Origin of the sequence: Roseobacter sp. FCG-D35, assembly GCF_033436665.1 — a bacterium.
Classification (GTDB): domain Bacteria; phylum Pseudomonadota; class Alphaproteobacteria; order Rhodobacterales; family Rhodobacteraceae; genus JAWQFO01.
Window position 1 is genome coordinate 302,726 of the sequence record NZ_JAWQFO010000005.1, and the last position, 19,973, is coordinate 322,698.

The 19,973-nt window shown below is 55.7% G+C and carries 12 protein-coding genes and 3 pseudogenes; 7 read left to right on the forward strand and 8 right to left on the reverse strand.

What is annotated here, in order from left to right; all coding sequences use genetic code 11:
- Window positions 1-56: 56 nt before the first annotated feature.
- From R5H30_RS14220 to R5H30_RS14230, 3 genes are read right to left on the reverse strand one after another with little or no spacing between them, the layout of a single operon-like run.
- Window positions 57-2,534, reverse strand: a complete 2,478-nt coding sequence (locus R5H30_RS14220; protein ID WP_318329120.1) for a phospholipase D-like domain-containing protein — start codon at window positions 2,532-2,534, stop codon at window positions 57-59.
- Complete coding sequence (locus R5H30_RS14225) at window positions 2,531-4,117, reverse strand: hypothetical protein (RefSeq protein ID WP_318329121.1); 1,587 nt, start codon at window positions 4,115-4,117, stop codon at window positions 2,531-2,533. The genes R5H30_RS14220 and R5H30_RS14225 overlap by 4 nt, the downstream gene beginning before the upstream one ends.
- Window positions 4,117-7,566, reverse strand: a complete 3,450-nt coding sequence (locus tag R5H30_RS14230; RefSeq protein ID WP_318329122.1) for a TM0106 family RecB-like putative nuclease — start codon at window positions 7,564-7,566, stop codon at window positions 4,117-4,119. The genes R5H30_RS14225 and R5H30_RS14230 overlap by 1 nt, the downstream gene beginning before the upstream one ends.
- A 224-nt stretch (window positions 7,567-7,790) precedes the next feature.
- On the opposite strand from R5H30_RS14230, the pseudogene R5H30_RS14235 reads away from it, so the two are divergent.
- A pseudogene (locus tag R5H30_RS14235) lies at window positions 7,791-8,078 on the forward strand (phosphorothioated DNA-binding restriction endonuclease family protein); the annotation flags it as partial.
- Between the two features lie 66 nt (window positions 8,079-8,144).
- Here the strand turns inward: R5H30_RS14235 and R5H30_RS21795 are convergent.
- From R5H30_RS21795 to R5H30_RS14245, 3 genes are read right to left on the reverse strand one after another with little or no spacing between them, the layout of a single operon-like run.
- Window positions 8,145-8,318 (reverse strand): integrase core domain-containing protein, encoded by a 174-nt coding sequence (locus tag R5H30_RS21795; RefSeq protein WP_412105142.1) that lies wholly within the window; start codon window positions 8,316-8,318, stop codon window positions 8,145-8,147.
- The gene (locus R5H30_RS14240) at window positions 8,306-8,587 is read right to left on the reverse strand and encodes a hypothetical protein (RefSeq protein WP_318329125.1); all 282 of its coding nucleotides are present in this window, start codon (window positions 8,585-8,587) and stop codon (window positions 8,306-8,308) included. The genes R5H30_RS21795 and R5H30_RS14240 overlap by 13 nt, the downstream gene beginning before the upstream one ends.
- A 17-nt stretch (window positions 8,588-8,604) precedes the next feature.
- Entirely contained in the window at window positions 8,605-9,306 is a 702-nt protein-coding gene (locus tag R5H30_RS14245; RefSeq protein ID WP_318329126.1) for a hypothetical protein, read from the reverse strand.
- Window positions 9,307-9,397: 91 nt separating this feature from the next.
- Between R5H30_RS14245 and R5H30_RS14250 the strand changes: the two genes are divergently transcribed.
- The 5 genes from R5H30_RS14250 (at window position 9,398) to R5H30_RS14270 (ending at window position 15,614) form a co-directional block, all read left to right on the forward strand.
- Window positions 9,398-11,791, forward strand: coding sequence for an ATP-binding protein (locus tag R5H30_RS14250; protein ID WP_318329128.1), 2,394 nt, complete (start codon window positions 9,398-9,400; stop codon window positions 11,789-11,791).
- Entirely contained in the window at window positions 11,788-13,461 is a 1,674-nt protein-coding gene (locus R5H30_RS14255) for a DEAD/DEAH box helicase family protein (RefSeq protein WP_318329129.1), read from the forward strand. The genes R5H30_RS14250 and R5H30_RS14255 overlap by 4 nt, the downstream gene beginning before the upstream one ends.
- A complete protein-coding gene (locus R5H30_RS14260; RefSeq protein WP_318329131.1) occupies window positions 13,458-13,979 on the forward strand; it encodes a hypothetical protein in 522 nt (173 codons plus the stop codon). Before R5H30_RS14255 ends, R5H30_RS14260 begins: the two co-directional genes overlap by 4 nt.
- Window positions 13,980-14,040: 61 nt before the next feature.
- On the forward strand, window positions 14,041-14,451 hold the full coding sequence (locus R5H30_RS14265; protein WP_318329133.1) for a very short patch repair endonuclease: 411 nt from the start codon (window positions 14,041-14,043) through the stop codon (window positions 14,449-14,451).
- Window positions 14,451-15,614: a DNA cytosine methyltransferase gene (locus R5H30_RS14270; RefSeq protein ID WP_318329134.1), complete on the forward strand. Its 1,164-nt coding sequence runs from the start codon at window positions 14,451-14,453 to the stop codon at window positions 15,612-15,614. The genes R5H30_RS14265 and R5H30_RS14270 overlap by 1 nt, the downstream gene beginning before the upstream one ends.
- A 259-nt stretch (window positions 15,615-15,873) precedes the next feature.
- Here R5H30_RS14270 and R5H30_RS14275 read toward each other — a convergent pair whose 3' ends face one another.
- Both R5H30_RS14275 and R5H30_RS14280 read right to left on the reverse strand, forming a co-directional pair.
- The gene (locus R5H30_RS14275; protein ID WP_318329135.1) at window positions 15,874-19,041 is read right to left on the reverse strand and encodes a phosphoribosyltransferase-like protein; all 3,168 of its coding nucleotides are present in this window, start codon (window positions 19,039-19,041) and stop codon (window positions 15,874-15,876) included.
- A gap of 95 nt (window positions 19,042-19,136) precedes the next feature.
- Window positions 19,137-19,226, reverse strand: a pseudogene (locus tag R5H30_RS14280) (IS6 family transposase); the annotation flags it as partial.
- 54 nt (window positions 19,227-19,280) lie between these two features.
- On the opposite strand from R5H30_RS14280, the pseudogene R5H30_RS14285 reads away from it, so the two are divergent.
- Window positions 19,281-19,848, forward strand: a pseudogene (locus tag R5H30_RS14285) (transposase); the annotation flags it as partial.
- Window positions 19,849-19,973 lie beyond the last annotated feature (125 nt).

Here is a 19,973-nt window from a genome sequence, read left to right on the forward strand (position 1 = left end):
GCTTGAGCCGCCCCGAAGGCTTACACCGGCCATGCAGCATCGGTGGTCTGCGCGTCTTACGATGCTGATCGGGTCACCGTTTGATCGGGTGCGAACAGGTTCTCGACAAACGACCGGTGGCCGTTCTCGATGGCCGTCGGTTCAATGCCGAGCTTCTCCGCATAGCGCGCGTTCATACCCTCGATGATGGTCATGACATCATCACCGAGCAGTTCGGCTTTGGTCGGGAGTGTCATGGTGTAGGCATAGGAAGCGATCGGGCCGAGATACTTGGTGATCCGTGTCTTCTCGATTTCCGAGATCGAGGTATGCATGCAGGCCTGGAAGCACCAATAGCAGGTCGCCCAGCATTCGACGATGTCGTCCGGTATCTGATCGTGCTCGTTGCTTAGATAGAGCTGGCGGATGGCCGGATCGTTGCCGCCGAACACGGCGAACAGCAGCCGACCCATGACAAAGGGCCAGCTGTTCGTGTCGCCTTCGGCAGGCAGGACCTGGATCGAGGAGCGCGGTGGTTGTTTGCCCTTCTTGCCTTCCGATCCCTTCCATGACGCAGCCGCGATAATCATCAGCAGTGCGCGCAGGCGCAGGATGTCGTGATTGTCCAGCTGTCCGGATTCCTGTCGGTCCTTGATACGCTGTCCAAACTTGATTGCTGCGCTGACGAGCTGGTCTTTGGTGGCTTTGCGCTGTGCCGCTTTGCGCTTGCGCGCCGCTTCCTCCCGCTCTTCCTCTTCCGGTGTCTTCTCGTCTTTCCCGAAGTCCGCGCCAGCGGCGATCGCGGCTTCCGCGTTGTCGGTTTCATCGCCGAGATTGAACGCATCGCGCATCAGGTCATCATCATCGGCGTCGTCAATCTCGTCGCGCTGTCCGTCCATGCCGAGAATGCGGTTCAGGAATCCGCGTACGAGCATGACTTCACTTCCTGCGAGGCTGTTATGTGTCAGGCTCGCTTGGGCAGTGCGCGGACGTCGTCCGGCGATAAATTGTTCGTAGCTCAGCACTTCATAGTGCGTCGCGGACTCCTCATCGTTGCCGTGACCGGCCTTCGGAATCGAGATCGGCGCTTTGCCCTTGTCTGCGTCCGGTTCGAGCCGTTCGAGGACATCGAGCACTTCCATCAGCATAAGACCGGCTTCGGTTTCTTCATCGAGACCGCGCAGGGCATTCTCCGTCTTGCGCGAGCGCGTTTCCCTGATGGCAGAGCTTAAGCGGTCGATGAGCGTGACAATGGCGGGTGCCGAGCGATGACCGTCAGCGAAGACCAGACGGGCGAAGGACGGCCTGACATCCGTCCCAGAAATCTGGAATCGCGGACTGCGCTCGCTATGCAGCGGCGACAAGGTGCAAGGGATTGCCGATCCGTTCTGGTCGAGCAGTTCGATGGTGCAACCGGTGGGATCGATGGAGGATGCAGGTCGCCAGACCAGCACATCGACCCTGACCTCGAATTGACCGGGGGCTTGTTCTGCCAACTCTTCCAGCGGCAGATCGTCATCGAGTTCGGGTTCGTCGATTTCTGCGGGCTCGATCGTGTGCTCTTCATCGAGGACACCGGCGAGATCGAGCGCCTGTATGATGGTGTCGGGCGGCAGTCTTCGATAGAGACAGACCTCTTCGTTCTCACCGACATAGCCCTCGCGACCGAGTGCCGCGAGCGTGCAGTTGGCGCTGCCGAGCAGAACGTGATCGGCAGTTTGGGTTTGCGCGATGATGGTTTTTGCGTGGATGAAGCGCCCTTCTCTAAACCCGTTGCGACGGTAGAGCTTCAGGTTGGGTAGTGCGCTTACGGCGTTCTTCGGGAATTGAACGACCGCAGGGTCGATCACCACTGACACCTCTTCGGGTGATAGCCGGTCGTTCAGAAAGGACAGTGCCGTAAGGCCCATGTCCCAATACGGGCTCACGACAATCAGCCGCGTCACCGGTTCGTCGATCAGATCGGCGAAGCGCTGGCCAATGCCGGTCTCGTTTCCGGTCGTCAGGAGCGCGGCTTCGGTCTGGTCGGCTAGGCCCATCTTCTCGGTCGAGGCGATCGCCTGCCGGAGCCACGGCGCTCTTGCCAGCATCCAGTCTTGCTGGCCGCGCAGTGCTTCCTGATCATTACCGACAAAGCGTGTCAGATAGTGCCATGCCGCTGCGACCATGCGCTGTTCCGCGGAATCTTCTTCGCCGCAGCTGATCGTCCCGACCAGTTCGAGATTTCCTGCAAGGCCTGACGAAGTAATGTTCGCCGAGCCGACGATGATGCGACCGCCCTTACGTCCGATTTGCAGGAACAGCTTGGGATGAAACACCTGGCGGGCGGTCGCACCCGTGACCGTGTAGAGCTTGCCCGCATGGTCCGGCAGTGTCGAAGCACCGGTGAGGGCGTGGGTCAGCATCCTTGCGTCGGGAACGACGATGTTGTTGCGACATCCCGCACCGCGAAGTCGCGGCAGAACGATATTCTCGTAGGCGTCGAAATCGATCCCGAAGGTCGTAAGGATGCTGGTGTGATAGCCCTTATCGGCAAAGCGCTCGTACAGTTTCATGCGGCACCTGCCGCTTCTGCGCCGAGATCAGTCAGACCCTGACCGCCGACTAGATGGATGTCTTTGAGGAAGGTGATCGCGGGGCCAAGACGCGGGTTCGTGAAAACCGGCCCGTCCTTTTCGCGCAATCTGATCCGTCCCTCATCCATCTCGATGAGGAAGGTGTAGTCTCGCTGATAACGGAACTTGCGTAGCGCCACCCACATGTGGCGGCGTATGACCCGTTCCTCGATGATGTTTGCGATGATATCGGCAAACGGTGCCTTCAGGTTGCGATCGAGGAAGCGTGTCTCGCTCAATAGCGAACGGAAGGCATCGGGATTGAAGTGGCCGAGCTCGGCAGCGATATCGCGGTCGCCTTCCTGACTGCGCTTGTGGACTATCGCCAGCAATTTGACAGCCTTCCACGCAAGCTCCGGCGCGCATAATTTTTTGTCGTCGCGTCCGGCACCGCGCACAATGTCGCGTGAGAGAGACCATTCGGCTTCCGGATCGTTCGCGGCGTAGGCGTTGGCGGCAGGGGTCAGTTCTTCGAGGAAGCTTTCCCAGTCTTCTGGCCACGCGTCGGCAGCATTACGGATTTCATCGACGCACAGGCCGATGAGGCGCTCCAAGGTGATGCCAGCCGGAAAATTGCCCAGCTGATCGAGCGCGAATTTGAGCAATGTCTCCATCGCGATGTGGCTTAGATCATTGGCGTGATAGACCCACCAGCGCTGGCGCTGCGCTTCCAGTGCAGACGATGTCAGATCGAGCGCACGGCCTTCGCTGTCGTGTCCCGCATAGAGAATCCAGCGGATTTCATCGGGCTTGGGTTCGCGGCCCAAAAGTCCCGCGACTTTCAGGATGAGCAGCACACTAAGGCGTCGTGATAGTGCTGAGGCATCCTCTTTGTCGGGCTCTTTGAGCAGGATGTCCTGATAGCGTGCGCGTTCCTCGCTCGCGGGATCGATCTCGGACGGTGCGAGCGCGGAAAACTCATCGAGCTCGGATATGCTGACAGAACCGCGCTGGATCACTTCGAAGAAGCGGCTGGCGAGCGCTCCCATCGCATCATCGAACACAGCCGCAAGCGGCTCGCCGATCTCTTCGGTGAGCACCGGTATGGGATGTCCTGCGGCGGTGAGGATGCCGATCTCGGAAACCTGACTGCCATAGGCAGCGCCATAGGCACCCCACGCTTGCTGGAGGTAATGTGTCTCGCTACCAGGTTCGGCGTCCTGCGCGAAATCGATGGTATCGCCGGTGGCATTGTTCAGTTTCTTGGTTGCCCAGTCGATTCCGGCAACACCGGTTTCACCGCCATGCCGATAGGCGATAAGGGCGTAGAGCGCTTCGGTTCGCCGGATGTAACGCTTCCATGTCTCGGGATTGGTGTCGCCGATATTCTGGCCGTAAGCCCGATTGAGCCATGCATAAAGACCGTAATAGCGCATGCGCAGCGTCACGTTACTGATGCCGGGCAGGAACGTCTGGTAGAGATTGACGCTGCTATTTTGCATGCCAAGCGGATCGAGCCCGTTCTTGTTCTGGTACTCCGTCCACTCCGGGAAATTCACCTGCTCGATGTCTGCTCCATCCATCAACCTGTACTCTCTTCTAAAATGATCTCTTCTGCCGCTGCGGCGCTATCCATCTCATCCGCGATTTCGAGGTAGCGGCAGAAGGCGTTGGCGAGTTGCATCTGGCGCGGTGTCTTGCAGTCGGCTTCGAAGACTTCAGGGCTGGCGATCAGTATGGCGACACACTGGGCGCGGGAGATAGCGACGTTGAAGCGGTTGGCGCTGTAGAGAAATTCCATGCCGCGCGGCGCATCGGCGTAGCTCGATGTTGCCATCGAGTAGATGGCAATCGGGGCTTCCTGTCCCTGAAACTTGTCGACTGTGCCGACGCGTCCACCGGGCAGTCGTTGCTGAATCTCGAAGACCTGCGCGTTGTAGGGTGTGATGACGAGGATATCGTCCAGCGTCAGATCGTGGGTGTCGCCGTCGCGGTCGATCCAGGTGGGATTGCTGGCAAGGATATCTGTCACCATCTGCGCGGTAATCTCTGCTTCCTCGATCGAATAGCTCTGGTTGCCGGAGTGCGGCACCGGCAGAAAGCGGAGTCCGCTGCCGCTGATCGGGCCGTCTGCCGTGATGGTTTGCTGTGCGCAGTCAGGCTTTGCGTGGAGCTTGCCATCATAGAAGAGCTCCGAGTTGAATGCACAAATCTCGGGATGCAGACGCCAGGTCGTTTCGAGGAAGAGCCCGCGCTCGGGGCTGATCGTGTGATCGTCGCCAAGGATATGCTCCAGTGCCGATACGTCGGTTCCGTCCGGATGCGAGCCTTGGGTCGGCTGGTCGAGTTGTTGCGGATCGCCGAGCAGGATGACCGTCTTCGCGCTTTGGGAAACCGCCAGCACATTCGCGAGTGACATCTGTGCAGCCTCATCGACGAAAAGCACATCGAGCGTGTCTGCGGCATCAGCGCGCGACCAGACATAGCTCGTTCCGCCAGCGACCTGGCATTGGCCTGAAGCCAGAGCGTCGAAGACTTCCTCGTTCTTCTTGGCGAAGATTAGGCGGTCCTGATCGGGTTCGCGCTCGCCGGGTTTTTGCATGCAGGTCAGGTCAACGCCCAGCTCTTTGGAGGTCTTGACGACCTTATCGAGCAGATTGCGGATGACCTTGTGCGAGTTCGCCGTGATCCCGACTTTCTTGCCGTCCTCGACGAGGCGGCAGATCATATGCGCGCCGGTATGGGTTTTACCCGTGCCGGGCGGTCCCTGAATCGGCAGGATGCCTCCGTCGATATGTTCGGCGATGCGGAGCGCTGCATCGAGCGGCTTTTCCCCGTCCTGTCTGGTCGGCTGGCCACCAATGCGCGGTGCTTCGCGCAGCAGAAGTGCGCGTCCTGACAGATAAGGTCCGTCGCCTTCGATCCCGTGCTCGGCAACATATTCGCCGATGCGGAAGATCGCGGCTTCCTGTTCGTCGTGATCGAACTTCTTGAAGGCAAAGACCGCTTCGGGATGTTCGTCCTTGGTCTTGCCCATCTTCTTGATGTCGACGGTGCGCTCGTCCGCGTTGATCTCGACGATGCTGCCAAGAGTCTCTCCACCAGCGCTGCGCAGGTTTTCACCGCCGCGCAAGTCCGTGTCTTGCTGGACGAAGCTGTATCGGTGTGTTGGGATGCCTGTTTTGCTTTGGTCGATCGTGTCTATGAGGCTGAGGCCTGAAAGCGCGGCGCGCTCGTCGATCAGTTCTTCCGGTGTCAGTGCCGACAGCCTGAAATATTCCCACCAGGTCGCCTTGCCCTCACGGCGGTGCCAATCCAGCAGATAGGCAAGCACCCATCTTGCTTGCTGTTCGTCGGGGCGCTCTTCGATATCGACCGGCACATCATGAGTAAGGCGTTCGATCAGTTCCTGGACGGCCAGATCGCGTGCGGTCAGTTCCTCGCTTGCTTGTTGTTCTGAGGGTGGCGGCCTCGGGACGTCATCGCCGCTATCGATCAGTTCCTGCCGTCGCTGTTCAAGCCAGTCCCGTAGCGCGATGGTAGAGGCGCAATCATCACGGTTGTAGGACTGGACGGTATTGCGGTCTTCGTCGCTGACGCTTTCGATGTCGCCGAGTTCAAGGCCTGCCTGAAGGCTGGCCAATGCCTGATTGGCATCGGGCAATGTGGTGTCTCGCTCATAGCCGTAGACCGGCTCCAGTTTCTTGATCGAATAGCTCTCGACGCCGACGCGGACGGCATTGCGAACAACGCTGTAGAGATCGACCAGCACATGGCCGCGCAGCAGTTCATCAATCTGTGTCTCGCGGGTTGCGTAGCGTCCCATCAAGCGTTTGAGCGCAGCCGGTTCGTAGGGCGCATAGTGATAGATGTGCAGATCGGGATACTGCTCCAGTCGTTCACTGACGAAATCAACGAAGCGCTCGAAGATCACCTTCTCGGACTCGCGGTCAAAGGCCCAGTCGGCTTGGTAGCGCCACTCACCGTTTTCATCGCGGAAGATGTAGCCGAATAAATATTCGAGACCGTGTTCGCCGACATGCGCATCACTCTCGATGTCAAAGAAGATGTCGCCCTCAGACGGTTCAGGCAGCAGGCAGAAACCGGCATCGCTGGTGACCGGTAGCAACTCGTAGAGCAGCGCTCCGGCTTCTCTGGACTCGATCTGAATCCGCGCTTGCTCGCGGACCTTCTCGTAGGTTTGCACCGCGCCGCGCTTTGGTTTCCAGGGCAAGGGTAGCGGGATAGAAGCGAGCGCAGTCGCGGTTGTGATGCCCCGTTCATTTAGTTCGGTCGTCTGGTTCTTACTGAGACCGGCGACCAGGCACAGATGGTCGTCTTCGCGGCGGCGCTGTTCGCACCGTTCGCGCCAGCGGCAGATATCGCAGTGCTCTTTCGGCTCGGGATATTGTGCTGGCGGCGCGTCATTTATGGTGGCGTCTTCGATCGCCGCCTTGGCCTTGCGGAAGTAGGCCGCGTAATCGGTAAACCTGAAGACCTGCGGTTCGAAGTTCGACCACGGCGCGACGACATAGACGTTCTCGGGTGCCTTGCCCTGAACCTGCGCGAGCAGATCGGCATACATGCAGAGTTGCAGCACAGAACCGGCTTTGGTCTCCCTTGCCAGTTTGGTGTCGATGATCTCGTAGGACCAGGCACCGAGATCGCTCGGGGTTTCTACGCGGCGAAGGATGTCCGCACGACCGGCCCAACGCCCGTGCTTGAGTGCACCCTGAATGATGACATTAACGCCTTGCGCCATCGCTTCTCGTGTCTGCGCAACAGCATCAGGCGTGATATCGACGCCGTCGATGGTGACGACGTCCAGTCCCTCTGACTTCAGATGCTCGACAAAGCCCTCTTCGTGACGGCGTCCGCGTTCGCGCAGGATTTCCAGTAGCGGGTCCCAGACTTTGGGCATGCTCAGCGTTCCCGCGGCGACGCTCAAATCGAGCTCGGTCAGGTGCTGACAATTCAGGTGGCCGACGAGATCGGTAGCACTTAACTCTATGACATCTATATTCTTTTTCATCGCCCGATCGTAGCAAATTGCCCGTCTCTACGTCCAACAAATCTCTATGTTTATTTTATGGCGCGTCCTGCATGGCAGGACCGGGCTCTCGTGTACCGAGCCCGCCTTCGGAGCGATCTCGGCCGTGCGGTGTCGATCCCTCGCGCAAAATCAAATCTTTATCGTTTATTATCAATCTGATACAGTGATTGCTAAGAAATCATTGAGCGAGAGCAGAACAGGAAATGGCAGACGATGTAGTCGGCAGGTTTGATTCAATCAGAATCTTTGCAAAGGGCGGGAAAATTGCGCCCCATAAACCGCTGCTATTGCTCTACGCGCTCGCTGAATTAAAGAACGAAAATATAGAGCGTATCGAATTTAATGATGCCGAAGACATCGTTGACCCTCTCATTCAGCAATATGGTTCGTTCAATACCAAGACGACGGTCGCGTATCCGTTTGGCCGACTGGCCAATGACAAGAGCGATATCTGGTGGATCGAGTCCCATCAAAAGAATGCTTCCGGCGACTAAGGTCTGACCGAAGCGCGTGACCGGCACCTCAAGGCTGTATCGCCTCAGTGGAACCTGCTCAGGTTAAGCCGCTAATGTGAATGCCTCTGCCGGTGTCCGCATGGCAAGGGCCTGGTGCGGGCGTCTGTGGTTGTAGAATTGGATCCAGTCGCCGATCATGCGGCCCGCGTGGGCCAAGGCTTTCGAACGGTGACGGTGGACGCATTGTTCCTTCGACAAGCGGATCAGGCGCTCCACTCACTGCCCGACAGGGCATTGCGAAGCAATGACCCGAGAGGGATGCCGTTCTCTTGCGGGCAGTGCGATATGTTGAACTCCTGTTTCAGGCCGTAGCTGCGGACCATCGCGGTATAGGCCCGCGACGTGAAGACCAGGCCATTGTCGCTGCGAAGAAGAAACGGCGAATCGACCCGCCTCAAAGTACCGAATCTTGCGATCAGCGCATGTTCGAGCGCCGTGACCTCCGTGGACGCCTTCGGTAATCGAGAAACTGCGCATGGAGCCATCTAAGGCATTGATAGGGCTAGTCTTCCTGCTCAATGAGCGCTGATAGCCGTGTAACGAAATAAGCGTTCACGAGTTCGATTGCCTCGTGGACAGGAAACTGGAAATGCTCATCGAGATCGTCGCCAGAGATCGCAAGTGGCGGTGGTAGCGAAAGAAGGCCGTAGTAGAAGATGACGTGAGCATTGCTCGTGTCCGACGAGAGCCCGATCCCTCGGCCATAATCGGTGAGAAGCATCTGGGTACGGACGAGCTCTTCGTGAATAAGGCGCCGCTTGCCGCCGTCGTATGAGCCGTTGCCGCGTTTGACATTGTAGGCATTAAGGGAGCGACTTACCTCGTCGAATACCAAGACGTCGACGCGCACAGAGCGTTCACGATCTCCGTACGGAAGGTGCACTTGCAACAAGGAGTCTAGACGCTCCGCGATCCGGACCTCCCGAAGTGTTTCATGTGAAAGCTTGAAGTCGTCTTCTGTCCAAACACGTAATCTGGCGCAGTCCTTAAGCCGCTCAAGCAAGGCTCTTTGAAGGATGGAGCCATGTCTCTTGTAGGCTGAGCTGATGATCGAGGTCGCACGAGAGTACTTCCTACCTGCGATGGGATCTTCTCGGAAGCGGGTTGCACCTAGCCTGTCGATCGTCTCGTCTACTGTGGGCCGCATGCGCTCGAGGTAGGCTTCGAGTTCCGAGGCCGAGGGAACCGGAGTACCTAAGGACAAGTCTTCTTCCTTCGCTTGTGTTCAACTTGAGGCCTCCATATCGTACGGAGATATTGGAAGTATATCCTGAGGTTAATGGGGAATCAGTGTAATGGCGAGCATCGATGCGAACGATCCGCGGCCAGCGAGCGAATTCAACCTCGAGCCCGATCCGCGCGTATTGCCGATGCTCGGCGAGATCAACATCGATCAGTGGCGCTGCGTGGCAGAACTCGTCGACAATGCAGTTGACGGCTTTTTGAAAGAAATGCGTGCTGGAAACTCGGTCGCTGGTGCGAAGGTCGATGTCCACTTGCCGCAAGCGGACTCATCTGGAGCGACGCTACGGATCATTGATAATGGTCCTGGCATGACACCAGACATGCTGGAGCGCGCTGTACGCGCGGGGTGGTCAGGCAATAATCCAATCGATAGTCTTGGGCTGTTTGGAATGGGATTTAACATAGCCACGGCTCGTCTTGGTTCGGTCACCGAGGTTTGGACTACGCGCAAAGGCGAGCGTGAGTGGCATGGTCTCCAAATCGATTTCGATAAGTTGCGTCTGCAACGGCACTTCCGGACTCCGCGTTTGTCGCGCCCAAAAGCCGACCCCGATCAACATGGTACTGAGATTACGATCAAGCAGCTCAAGCCAGAGCAAAGAAAGTGGCTCGCAAAAAACGCCAATCAAACGGCAGTACGCAAACGGCTCGCCCAAGCTTACTCTTCGATGCTTCGGCCTAACGGAATTCCGATCAGTTTCGAGCTGTATTTGAACCACAAGCGTATCGAGGCGAGACGTCACTGCCTATGGAATGAAGATCGGGTTGTACCCGGGCCTGGTGGAACAAACATTCCGGCAGTTGTTAGCATCAATCATGAACTCGCAGCTAGATTGTACTGCATCAATTGCATGAGTTGGCTCGTCGATGCGGAAGTGGGCGGAACATGCCCGAACTGCGAGACGGCGAATTCTGTAGTCGAACGCAAACGCAAGGTTACGGGGTGGCTAGGAATTCAGAGATATCTCGACCAATCTGAGTTCGGTATCGATTTTGTTCGTAATGGACGAAAAATTGAGATTGGGAACAAGGATCTTTTTTCCTGGAGCGATGGGGAAAATGAAGAGCGGGAGTACCCGATTGATGATCAGCGAAATCGAGGTCGCATAGTCGGCGAGATCCACATCGATCATTGCCGAGTCAGCTATGCTAAGGATCGTTTTGATCGCGCTGACCCGACATGGGATGAAATGTATAGAGTCATCCGAGGAGAGGGGCCGCTTCGACCTGAAAAAGCTAAAGACCTTGGCTACGGCCCAAATGAGTCACCGCTTTTTCGACTTTTTAAGGCTTTCCGACGGACGAGTCCTCATTCCAAGACTGCAGGTGCCTACGGACGAATTTTGATTGTCAAGGACAACGCTCGCGCTGTCGAAATGGTCAACGCCTTCCACGATGGCAATCCTGACTATCAGGACGACAGTAAATGGTGGGAGCTCGTTGAGGCCGCTGACCGTGAGTTGCTCTACGGTGCCAGCGGACGAGCAACTGGTGGCAAGGAACCGCCTTCTGGTGGCGATGGACAACTTCCTCCAGGCCTCCTCGGCGGCGCGACATCCGGCGGCGATACGCCTGATCCAGATCCGGCAACGCCACCCGAGCCAGAGAAACCCGCGGCACCGGAGCGACGCAAGGCGCCGCTCCTTAGTCGACGGTATCAACATGGCGGTACTGGCATGAAATGGAATGTCATCGCATATGAGGTCGACGCCAACGACCCTGATTTAGCGGGAGATGCGCCGTGGGCCATGATTATGGGTGACGTGACGACCAAGACGCATCATTTTCTATTCTATCCTGCACACAAAACATTTGAGTCAATCACAATGACACCAAGGGACGCGCTCCTTGCGCATCTCGCTTACATGACTGCCGACCAGACCCGCAACTCTAGCCAAGCACCCGACTTCGCTCAATTGTTCGCAGATTTCCGAGACGCCTATGGAGAGGAGACTGCTCTGGACCTAATGGCATTGCCCAACAGTGCGACGTCGGTCCTAATTGACGTAGCTCGGTGTCTTGTTTCGGTTTGTCCCGAGGAGGAACGCCCTTCGCTCTTCAACGACTTAGGCGTAGATGAGCAGACTGCGGTTATGCGTGCGTTGGCAGCAAAAAAAATCAAGCCTTCCGAAGCTACGGTGAATGGTAGTTTCCTTCTTTCTGGACCACTCGAAATTGTTCGGATTGCCGTTGAGAAACGACCAGACCTCTGCTTCGACGGAAAGCTTTGGGATTCCCCTTACGCTGACCTTGATTATGGCGACCCGCACATCACCGCCGAAGCACGCGCTGGTGTCTTGTCGCGTTATCTTGCTCTGATTGACGACGCTGTCTGGCTCTCGAAGCAAGACAGCGGAGACCTAGCCAGCAATTCACGAAGCGAGATCATTCGGGCTGTAATGTCTCTGGAGCTATTGAAGCCAGATGTTGAGATCTCTGCATGAAGCACTTTCTTGACGACAGAAGACTCCTACGTGGCCCATGGCAAGCGTTTGAGCGCGATGTTGCAAGAGTATTGATGCATGCAGGCTTCGATGATGTACGTGTGGTTGGCGGTTCGGGCGACAAAGGCGCAGATGTCGTTGGCGTGAAAAACGGTGAGATTTGGGTGGTGCAGTGCAAACACACTACCACCGCTCCACCCACGAGGCATGCGGTCCAAGAAGTTGTCGACGCCGGAACATACTATGGTGCCAACCGTATGCTTCTTGCGACTTCGCGCACGGTCGGTGGTGGAGTCCTAGCCGAAATCGAACGGTTCCGCCGGATAGGGATCAATGTCGAACTGCTCGATCCAGCTCGGCTTGCGCACCTTGCTCAAGAAGTCCCTGAGTACGCGAAATCGAGAAGAGATCTACGGCCGTACCAGCAAGAGGCAGTCGATAGATTTCGCGAAGGCCTCACGGACACGGGTCGCGCTCAAGTCGTGCTGGCAACCGGTTTAGGCAAAACCGTGGTCATGGCGGAAGTCGTCGCGGATCTTTATCGAGATGGCCTCATTCGCGAAAACCGGGTGCTCGTTCTCGCAGACAAACGTGAGCTCATCCGGCAGCTACAGTTCGGATTTTGGCATCAGCTGCCCAAGTGGGTTCCAACGCATATGCTTTCGGGCGATGAGTCTCCATCTTTCTACGACGGTATCACTTTCGCTACGGTGCAAAGCATCATTGGGCGTGTCGATGAACTGCCAAATTTTGGTTTGGTTCTGGTCGATGAGGCGCATCACATCGGATCAGCTAGTTTCCGGCGTGCGCTCGCTGCTCTCGAGCCACCTATGGTCGGTGGAGCAACGGCAACGCCGTGGCGCGGCGACGGTTTCGATATCGATGAGTTATTGGGCAAGCCGCTTGTTCGGCTCGGTATCTCAGACGGCCTGAGGCAGAAATACCTTTGCGAGGTCGACTATCGACTTCTGGCAGACAACGTCGACTGGGAGTTCGTACAGGAAATCTCTTCGCATAATTATTCTCTTAACCAACTGAACAAGAAGTTATTGATGCCTACTCGCGACGACGAGGCAGCTAGGCATATTGTCGAGGCTTTTCGAGGCGAGAAGCGGCGGGGTGCGATCGTGTTCTCTCCGACGGTTGATCACGCTGAGAGTTTCGCGGGCACGCTTCGTGGCTACGGATTGCGCGCTGAGTCTATTTCGTCGAGGCAAGAAGCCCGCGAGCGCGATCGGCTTATGGCGATGTTCCGACGAGGGGACATTGATGTGCTGTCCAGCGTCGACCTGTTTAACGAAGGCGTCGACGTTCCCGATGTCGATCTGATCGTCTTCATGCGCGCGACACATAGCCGTCGGATCTTTGTCCAGCAGCTTGGGCGAGGGCTCCGCCTGAGTCATGGCAAGGACAAAGTAATCGTGATGGATTTCGTGACGGATCTGCGTCGAGTGGCGGAAGTGATCGAACTAGAAAAGGCGGCCTCAGGTCCAATCGAACGGCTGCCTCTCGGACACAACCTGATAAATTTCCGCGATGCGTCGGCAGGAAGTTTCATGCTCGAATGGATGAAGGATCAGGCTGACCTGATCTTGCGCGAGGGTGACGCGCAATTGGAGGTTCCGCAGTTTGACTTTCCACCCGCGCCTCAGCCGGGGGGGGTGCAGTGAGGGTACCAGTCAGCGTTCGAAACGAGATCAAGGAGCACCTTTGGGCGGAAGCTGATCGGCTCAACTGGTCGGCGCTCTCGGCTGCCGACAAGTCGCGTTACTACTCGATGTGGACCGAGACGGAGAGTGTTGGCGGAAGGCTGGGTCAGTACATGGATCCACGAAAAGTTCGCGTTTATATCAAGGACACGCTCCTCAAATCCTACACTAGAGAGACCTCAGCCAACCCTGCGCGCGTGTTTCGGGTGCTCGGGATTGACGAGGGTGCAGCGGTCAGCGCGACCTTCATTAAACCGCATGGCTGCCTTCTTCCCGATGGGCGCCAGATCGCTTGGAGCAAAGCGGCAGACTGGAAGGTAACGTTGATGGCCCTTCATGAGCGTACTTTCGAGAATAGTAAACCTTTTGCAGTTGTGCTCACTGAATCTTCAGCAAAATTCGGAATGGAAACTCAGCGCGCTGTTGTCGAGAGTGCGGCTGAAAAAATTGGGATCAAGCGCCTGGTTTGGTTGGACTAGCCAATTTGATCTCGGCAGGTCGGAGTTGCGGTCCTCTGGTTTGGCCAGCATAGAGTTGCCTATGGATACGCTGACGCCAGAACAACGAAGCGAGCGCATGAGGCGGGTTCGCAACCGGGATACCAAGCCCGAACTGCTCGTGCGCCACCTCGTGCATGGCATGGGGTATCGTTACAGGCTACACCGCCGCGATCTTCCCGGCTCGCCCGACCTTGTCTTCATATCGCGCCGGAAGGTAATCTTCGTGCATGGCTGTTTTTGGCATCGGCACGCGGACCCAGACTGCAAGCTGGCAAGGCTCCCAAAATCCAAGCTGGACTTTTGGGAGTCAAAGTTGGAAACAAATAGAGAACGCGACGAGCGAAATGTCGCCCGACTCAAGGAACTCGGATGGGACGTCCTCATTATCTGGGAATGTCAGACAATAAACCGAGATAAACTAAAGGCACTTATCGAGGAGTTCCTGGGATGATGAGATCGGTCGAAATGTTCGTTGGAGCCGGCGGACTCGGGATCGGTGTTGGGCTAGCTGGCTTTGAGCCCGTGGCGGTCATGGATTGGGATCGTTGGGCCTGCGACACTCTTCGCGAGAACAAGGCAAACGGTTTGCATCCCATCATGCATTGGCCCATTCACGAAGGCGATGTTCGGTTTTTCGACTTCAGTGGGATTGAGGGAGACGTGGATCTGGTAAGCGGCGGCCCACCTTGCCAGCCGTTCTCAATGGGCGGTCGGCATCGCGCATTCCTAGACGATCGGGACATGTTTCCTCAAGCCATACGCGCGGTGCGCGAACTGGCGCCGCGTGCCTTCATCTTTGAGAACGTCAAAGGGCTAACACGCGCAAGCTTTGCGAATTACCTTGAATATATCCATCTGCAACTGACTTATCCCGAACTTGCGATCCTACCCGAAGAGGAGTGGTTACACCACCTGACACGCCTCGAGGATCACCATACGCATGGGGCAGAAGACGGGCTGCGCTATCGCGTAGTCAAGCAGGTTCTGAATGCTGCGGACTATGGTGTACCCCAGCGGCGTGAACGGGTGTTATTTGTCGGTTTCCGCGCCGACACGGGCATTAGATGGCATTTTCCTACCCAGACGCACTCCCGCGATGCGCTACTATGGTCCCAGTGGCGCTCGGGCGTGTACTGGGATCTACATGAAGTTGCTCAAAAAGACAGGCCAGACGGCGGCAAAGCCAAGGCTCGGGCGGAGAAGCTAATCGAAAAACCAACGCTGGCTCCATGGTCTACCGTCCGCGACGCGATACGTGATCTTCCGGATCCTGAATTGCAGCCGGAAGCAGCGGCAAGCTTTCATGATCATCGCTTCCAGCCGGGCGCACGATCGTACCCCGGACACACGGGAAGCCCGCTAGATGAACCAGCGAAAACGCTCAAAGCAGGTGTACATGGTGTTCCGGGTGGCGAAAACATGCTCCGCCGGACTGACGGCACCATTCGCTACTTCACCATCCGCGAGAGCGCGCGGCTTCAGACGTTCCCCGATGACATGGTATTTCATGGCTCTTGGACGGAGACAATGCGGCAGCTGGGTAATGCGGTCCCGGTAGACTTGGCTCGCATTGTCGCAGTTGGCGTCCGGGAGAAGCTCGAAGCGTTAGTCTAGATCACAGTGGGCTGGGTCAGAAGATGCCCCGCTCGGCTGGAACTGTCGCATGATCCCCCAATATTCGGTCCAAGTACGACAGGTTCGCAGGGTCGGGATGCGCTCCCTGAATGACCTGCGGCAACTGGCTTGGGTCGCCCACAAGCACGGTGTTTCGCGCGGCACGACCCATGGCGGCCATGTTTGCTGACTCCCGCAATCACGCGTTATGAATGAGGGGGCCTCGGGGCGCAGGTCACAGGTTGCTCACCATTAGGATCTAGTTGGTGGGCCTTGGAAATAGCGGCTTCCAAGGTTTCTCAGCTTTTTTGCCCTTTGAGTGCAGGATCGGAAGAGAGTTGTTTGGTACTGTAGATGGCAGGACCAGCAAAAGACCAAGTCCTCCAAATCCTAAAGGTTGTTTGCTGTATATTCGGCTACCCAAGTCCGTGCATATAGCTTTGGCTCTTTCAAATTGCTCTTGTGACTCCCATCCCGCAGCGTCAATCGGGAAGGCGCACGAATCATCGCCGAGTGTCTCACTCGCTGAGAATTGCAGATCAATGTCGTGATAGCTTTCTAATGCCTTTTCCACACTAACTTTGCCGCGCGGATGCGCGAAAATCGAAAATGCTCTAACTTTTACTTTTCTGAGACTTGCTTGGTTTTCTTTAACGAACTCAGTGAGTTTTTCAGACAGTGTCCCGCCGGTAGCAACAAGGTCGTCTACAATAACGACTGCTTCAATTCTAAAGCCTTTCTCTTCGATTTCGGTCAAAGTACTTGCCAGCTTCTGCGGCTCGACAACCAAATCTGACCTGATGCGGTTCACTTCAGCGAATAACGCGGCATATTCCGCACCACTCTTGGCAGGCCCATCAACGTATGTCACGATGATATCGCCTCGTCTCTCATTCCTTCTACGCTGCACTGGAACTGGTAGTTCCCTTCGCAGGTTGACGAACATATTTTCCAAACGTTCTCGGATCTGAGGTTCTGAAAAAAACCTGAGTTTCTGGAGAATTGTAAAAAGATATCTTTGTTCAGAGAGACTCTCCACTTGTTCTAGCCAAGCCCGTACTTTGTCGGTAGTTATCATCTGCCCTTGATAAGTTGGCCAGCACTCAACCAGCTCGACTACTTCCTGCGAGCTGACGCGGTCAAGATTTTCTTGTGCTAGGGCAGTGGACGCAATCTCTTCACTTAGTTTGTCGGCCACAAGGTGTGAGACGCCGACATCTTCAAGCCACATGGAAAAAACTCTCAGTGACACAGTGTACTCACCGTTTTTCTCTCGGAGGATTTCACGACGCATAAGATCGTTAAGAGTCGGCGGAATCTCAGCGTCTGGTAGCGAAGCGCTTGCCTTGTAACGCGAAATGTTCTCGATGGTCAGCGGCTTGTTATTTTGTAAGCTTCGGGCGATCGCAACAAATACCCTCATTCGCCGTAAGATATCGGGCTCGCGCTCATCCTGTGGTTTTGGTATGCCGTCTTGCCAAAGATGCGCAAAAGCATTTTGACCCATGGTCGATATCGCCTTTTCTACGGCTATTCTGACCTCTCGTTCAGTGATGAACATATCGCGATCTCTAATCGCTTTACGAAAGACCTCAGCACAGATCAACTTGGCGTAATAGGGGTTGCCGCTTGATATATTGAAGATTTCAGAAACTGCTTCGTCGGTCCATTCCAAAATGTCCTTCGTAGGCACATGGACCAAAAGCCTAAAATCTTCCCACTCCGTGCTCCGGTCAAAGTAGCTCAGATTAATCCGTGAGAAATTGTTTAGCTTTTGGCCTTGGCGATCCATAATATATGGCATGTTTTCGCCGCCTACCAAGGCCAAGCAGATGTTCTTGCACCTCGACAGAGATCGCAAATTAGCAAAGAACGTTTCAGCTAGGTTACCACTTAGGTAAAGAGGTTCTGGCATCTCATCGAATTCATCCAAAATTATCAGGAACCGGTTTTCCGGGCACGCTTTCAGTGCGGCCTCGGCGAGTTTTGTTAAGTCGGCCAAAGATGCTCCGTAGTTTACGTCCGGCAATGAGTATTCAGATGGAATCTCTGAAGCTATGAAGTCATGTATGCTCTGCCCGAGACGACGAAATGAGCCAGCCGGCTCAATATCAGCTACACTACCCCAAAGAATGTAGTGGGTCTTCAGTTCTTGAGGGAGCTTAATACCCTGAGAGTATTCGGCTGCCGCCTTAACTAATGATGTCTTTCCAATCCGTTTTTGGCCAACAATGTAAAAGGGCTCCATAGGAGTGCGAAGAATTTTCCCCGCTATGTCCGTCACCCGGTCTTTTCTACCCACGAACGCGTCACCTTCAGCCACGTCTGTGCTATAAGGCGAGTGGTACTCAAGCGCCGCCCAGTCCTCTCGCTTAGCCTGAGAACTAATAGTTAAGCGCACGGCTTCCGTTTTGCGAAGCGCAGATCCAACCTCTCCCCACTCGATTTGAACGCTAAGTTCTATCTGTTCGACTGGTTCTATAACCATCAGACTTGTGATTGCTTCGAACTGTCCTGGTTCTACGTCACCCAGATTAAGTCTTTCCGTGTCGACAATGACTAGATCGCTGGATTCAATTTCTGGCTCGATCAATAATCTGACGTCTGTTGCGCGCCCCTGTCCCGAATTTACCAACGGTAGGGAGACGGCAATTTCTCTGTCGGCCTCTGAAAACGGATACTTCTTTTTGATTTTCCCGTTAGGCGCGCTTGTAGTGATGTGCGCCGCCAATTGTGATTTCGTTTGTTGGATGAAATCGTTGAGCAACTCATCGCAGCTGCATAGTAATGCATCCAGGTATTCAATTGTCAAAAAGCTGGGGTGAGATTCGGAAATCCCTTTTGATTCTGCTATGAAATTTCTCGCGATCGTTATGTCTTCTGAGAGCGACGCCTCTAGTGTTGAGACTTTTTCGATTTTGGGAAAAAGCTGATCCAAGCATGAACGTACTACATTGAGCCCGTAGGGGATCAGGTATTTTTTAAATGCATTATGGTTCAAAGCACCCATAATTTGTTTTCGAGACCCAACCACGGCTGCCAAGTCGCCGTAATGAGAGACGAACGGCGCAAGAATCGCAGACACGCGCGAATGAGTTGACTGAATCTTCTGGAATTTTATGTACGTCTGCTCTTTTGAGCTTAGCTTAAGAAAGTCACAGAGTTCTGGAAGTGCGTTTTCCGAAAGACTGACTACGTTTCGCTCGATGCGATTGGTAGAATTTGGCTGTAGTAGTCCTTCAATCGATGAACACCGAATGAGTACCGCTGCAGCCTCGGCGCTCTCCATGGGTGTGGCCGATGTGTGCTCAATGAGTTCTCCAACAGAGCCGTTCTGTTCACCAGATTCACTCTTGAGCCACGACTTTAACTCCGAACGAGCGTTGTCGGTGTTCCCATCTATTATAGCTTGCTCGATCCTACTCAAGGAATGCTCGGTTATCGGCAATTTTCCACGCCATCTCTCTATTCAATTCTTGCTTGCCTTGCAGCCTACACTGTGTCCGTGGGGTCGGAAAGGTTGTACCTCACCGTTTCGTGGCAGATATCGACACCCCGCTCGTGGAGCAGGTCCTCGACGTTCCAGAGCGACAGCGGGAAGCGCATGTACATTGGACTTGCCCTGGAAAAGTGGAGAGCACCAACTGAGGAACCAGGAGGTGTTCTATGGGAAATGGAAACAAGCCGACGCCGGAATTTCGGCGTGAAGCGGTGCGACTGGCGCTGACCAGCGGCAGGACACGGCGGGAGATCGCTGAGGATCTGGGTATCGGGTTATCGACGCTGACACGATGGCTGAGCCAGGAGCGTGATGTCAGTGAGCCGAGTGAGGCACCGGTCGATCTCCATGCTGAGCTGAAGCGACTGCGGCGTGAAAATGCGGTCCTGAAGCAGGAGCGCGATATTCTAAAAAGGCCGCAGCCTTCTTCGCGAAGGAGGGAAGTCGATGACGTTCGGCTTCATCGCAGGGGAGAAGGCCAGCTTTCCTATCAGCCGGATGTGCCGCGTTCTTGGGGTCAGCCAGAGCGGGTTCTTCGCCTGGCAGGAGCGTCCCGCCTGTCGTCGTCAGCAGCAGGACATGGTCTATCTGGCGCAAATCCGAACGGCCTTCGCACTTTCGAACGGCATCTATGGCAGCCCTCGGATGCACCGCGACCTCGTCGATGATGGGCATGAGATTGGGCGTCATCGCACGGCGCGCCTGATGCGAGAGAAACATTTGGCCGCGCGGCAGAAGCGACGCTTCAAGCGCGCGGCAGAGAGCGAACATGCCTGGCCTGTCGCCCCCAATCTAGGCTCTGGACCCATTGATTTGGTTGCAGTCGGTGCATCGGGCTGATTCAAGCTCCTGAACATCAG

What these genes read in the sequence shown, in the direction of transcription:
- R5H30_RS14220 (WP_318329120.1), bottom strand. Translation starts at nt 2,534, where the DNA reads ATGAAACTGTACGAGCGCTTTGCCGATAAGGGCTATCACACCAGCATC.
- R5H30_RS14225 (WP_318329121.1), bottom strand. Translation starts at nt 4,117, where the DNA reads ATGGATGGAGCAGACATCGAGCAGGTGAATTTCCCGGAGTGGACGGAG.
- R5H30_RS14230 (WP_318329122.1), bottom strand. Translation starts at nt 7,566, where the DNA reads ATGAAAAAGAATATAGATGTCATAGAGTTAAGTGCTACCGATCTCGTC.
- R5H30_RS14240 (WP_318329125.1), bottom strand. Translation starts at nt 8,587, where the DNA reads ATGGCTCCATGCGCAGTTTCTCGATTACCGAAGGCGTCCACGGAGGTC.
- R5H30_RS14250 (WP_318329128.1), top strand. Translation starts at nt 9,398, where the DNA reads ATGGCGAGCATCGATGCGAACGATCCGCGGCCAGCGAGCGAATTCAAC.
- R5H30_RS14255 (WP_318329129.1), top strand. Translation starts at nt 11,788, where the DNA reads ATGAAGCACTTTCTTGACGACAGAAGACTCCTACGTGGCCCATGGCAA.
- R5H30_RS14265 (WP_318329133.1), top strand. Translation starts at nt 14,041, where the DNA reads ATGGATACGCTGACGCCAGAACAACGAAGCGAGCGCATGAGGCGGGTT.
- R5H30_RS14270 (WP_318329134.1), top strand. Translation starts at nt 14,451, where the DNA reads ATGAGATCGGTCGAAATGTTCGTTGGAGCCGGCGGACTCGGGATCGGT.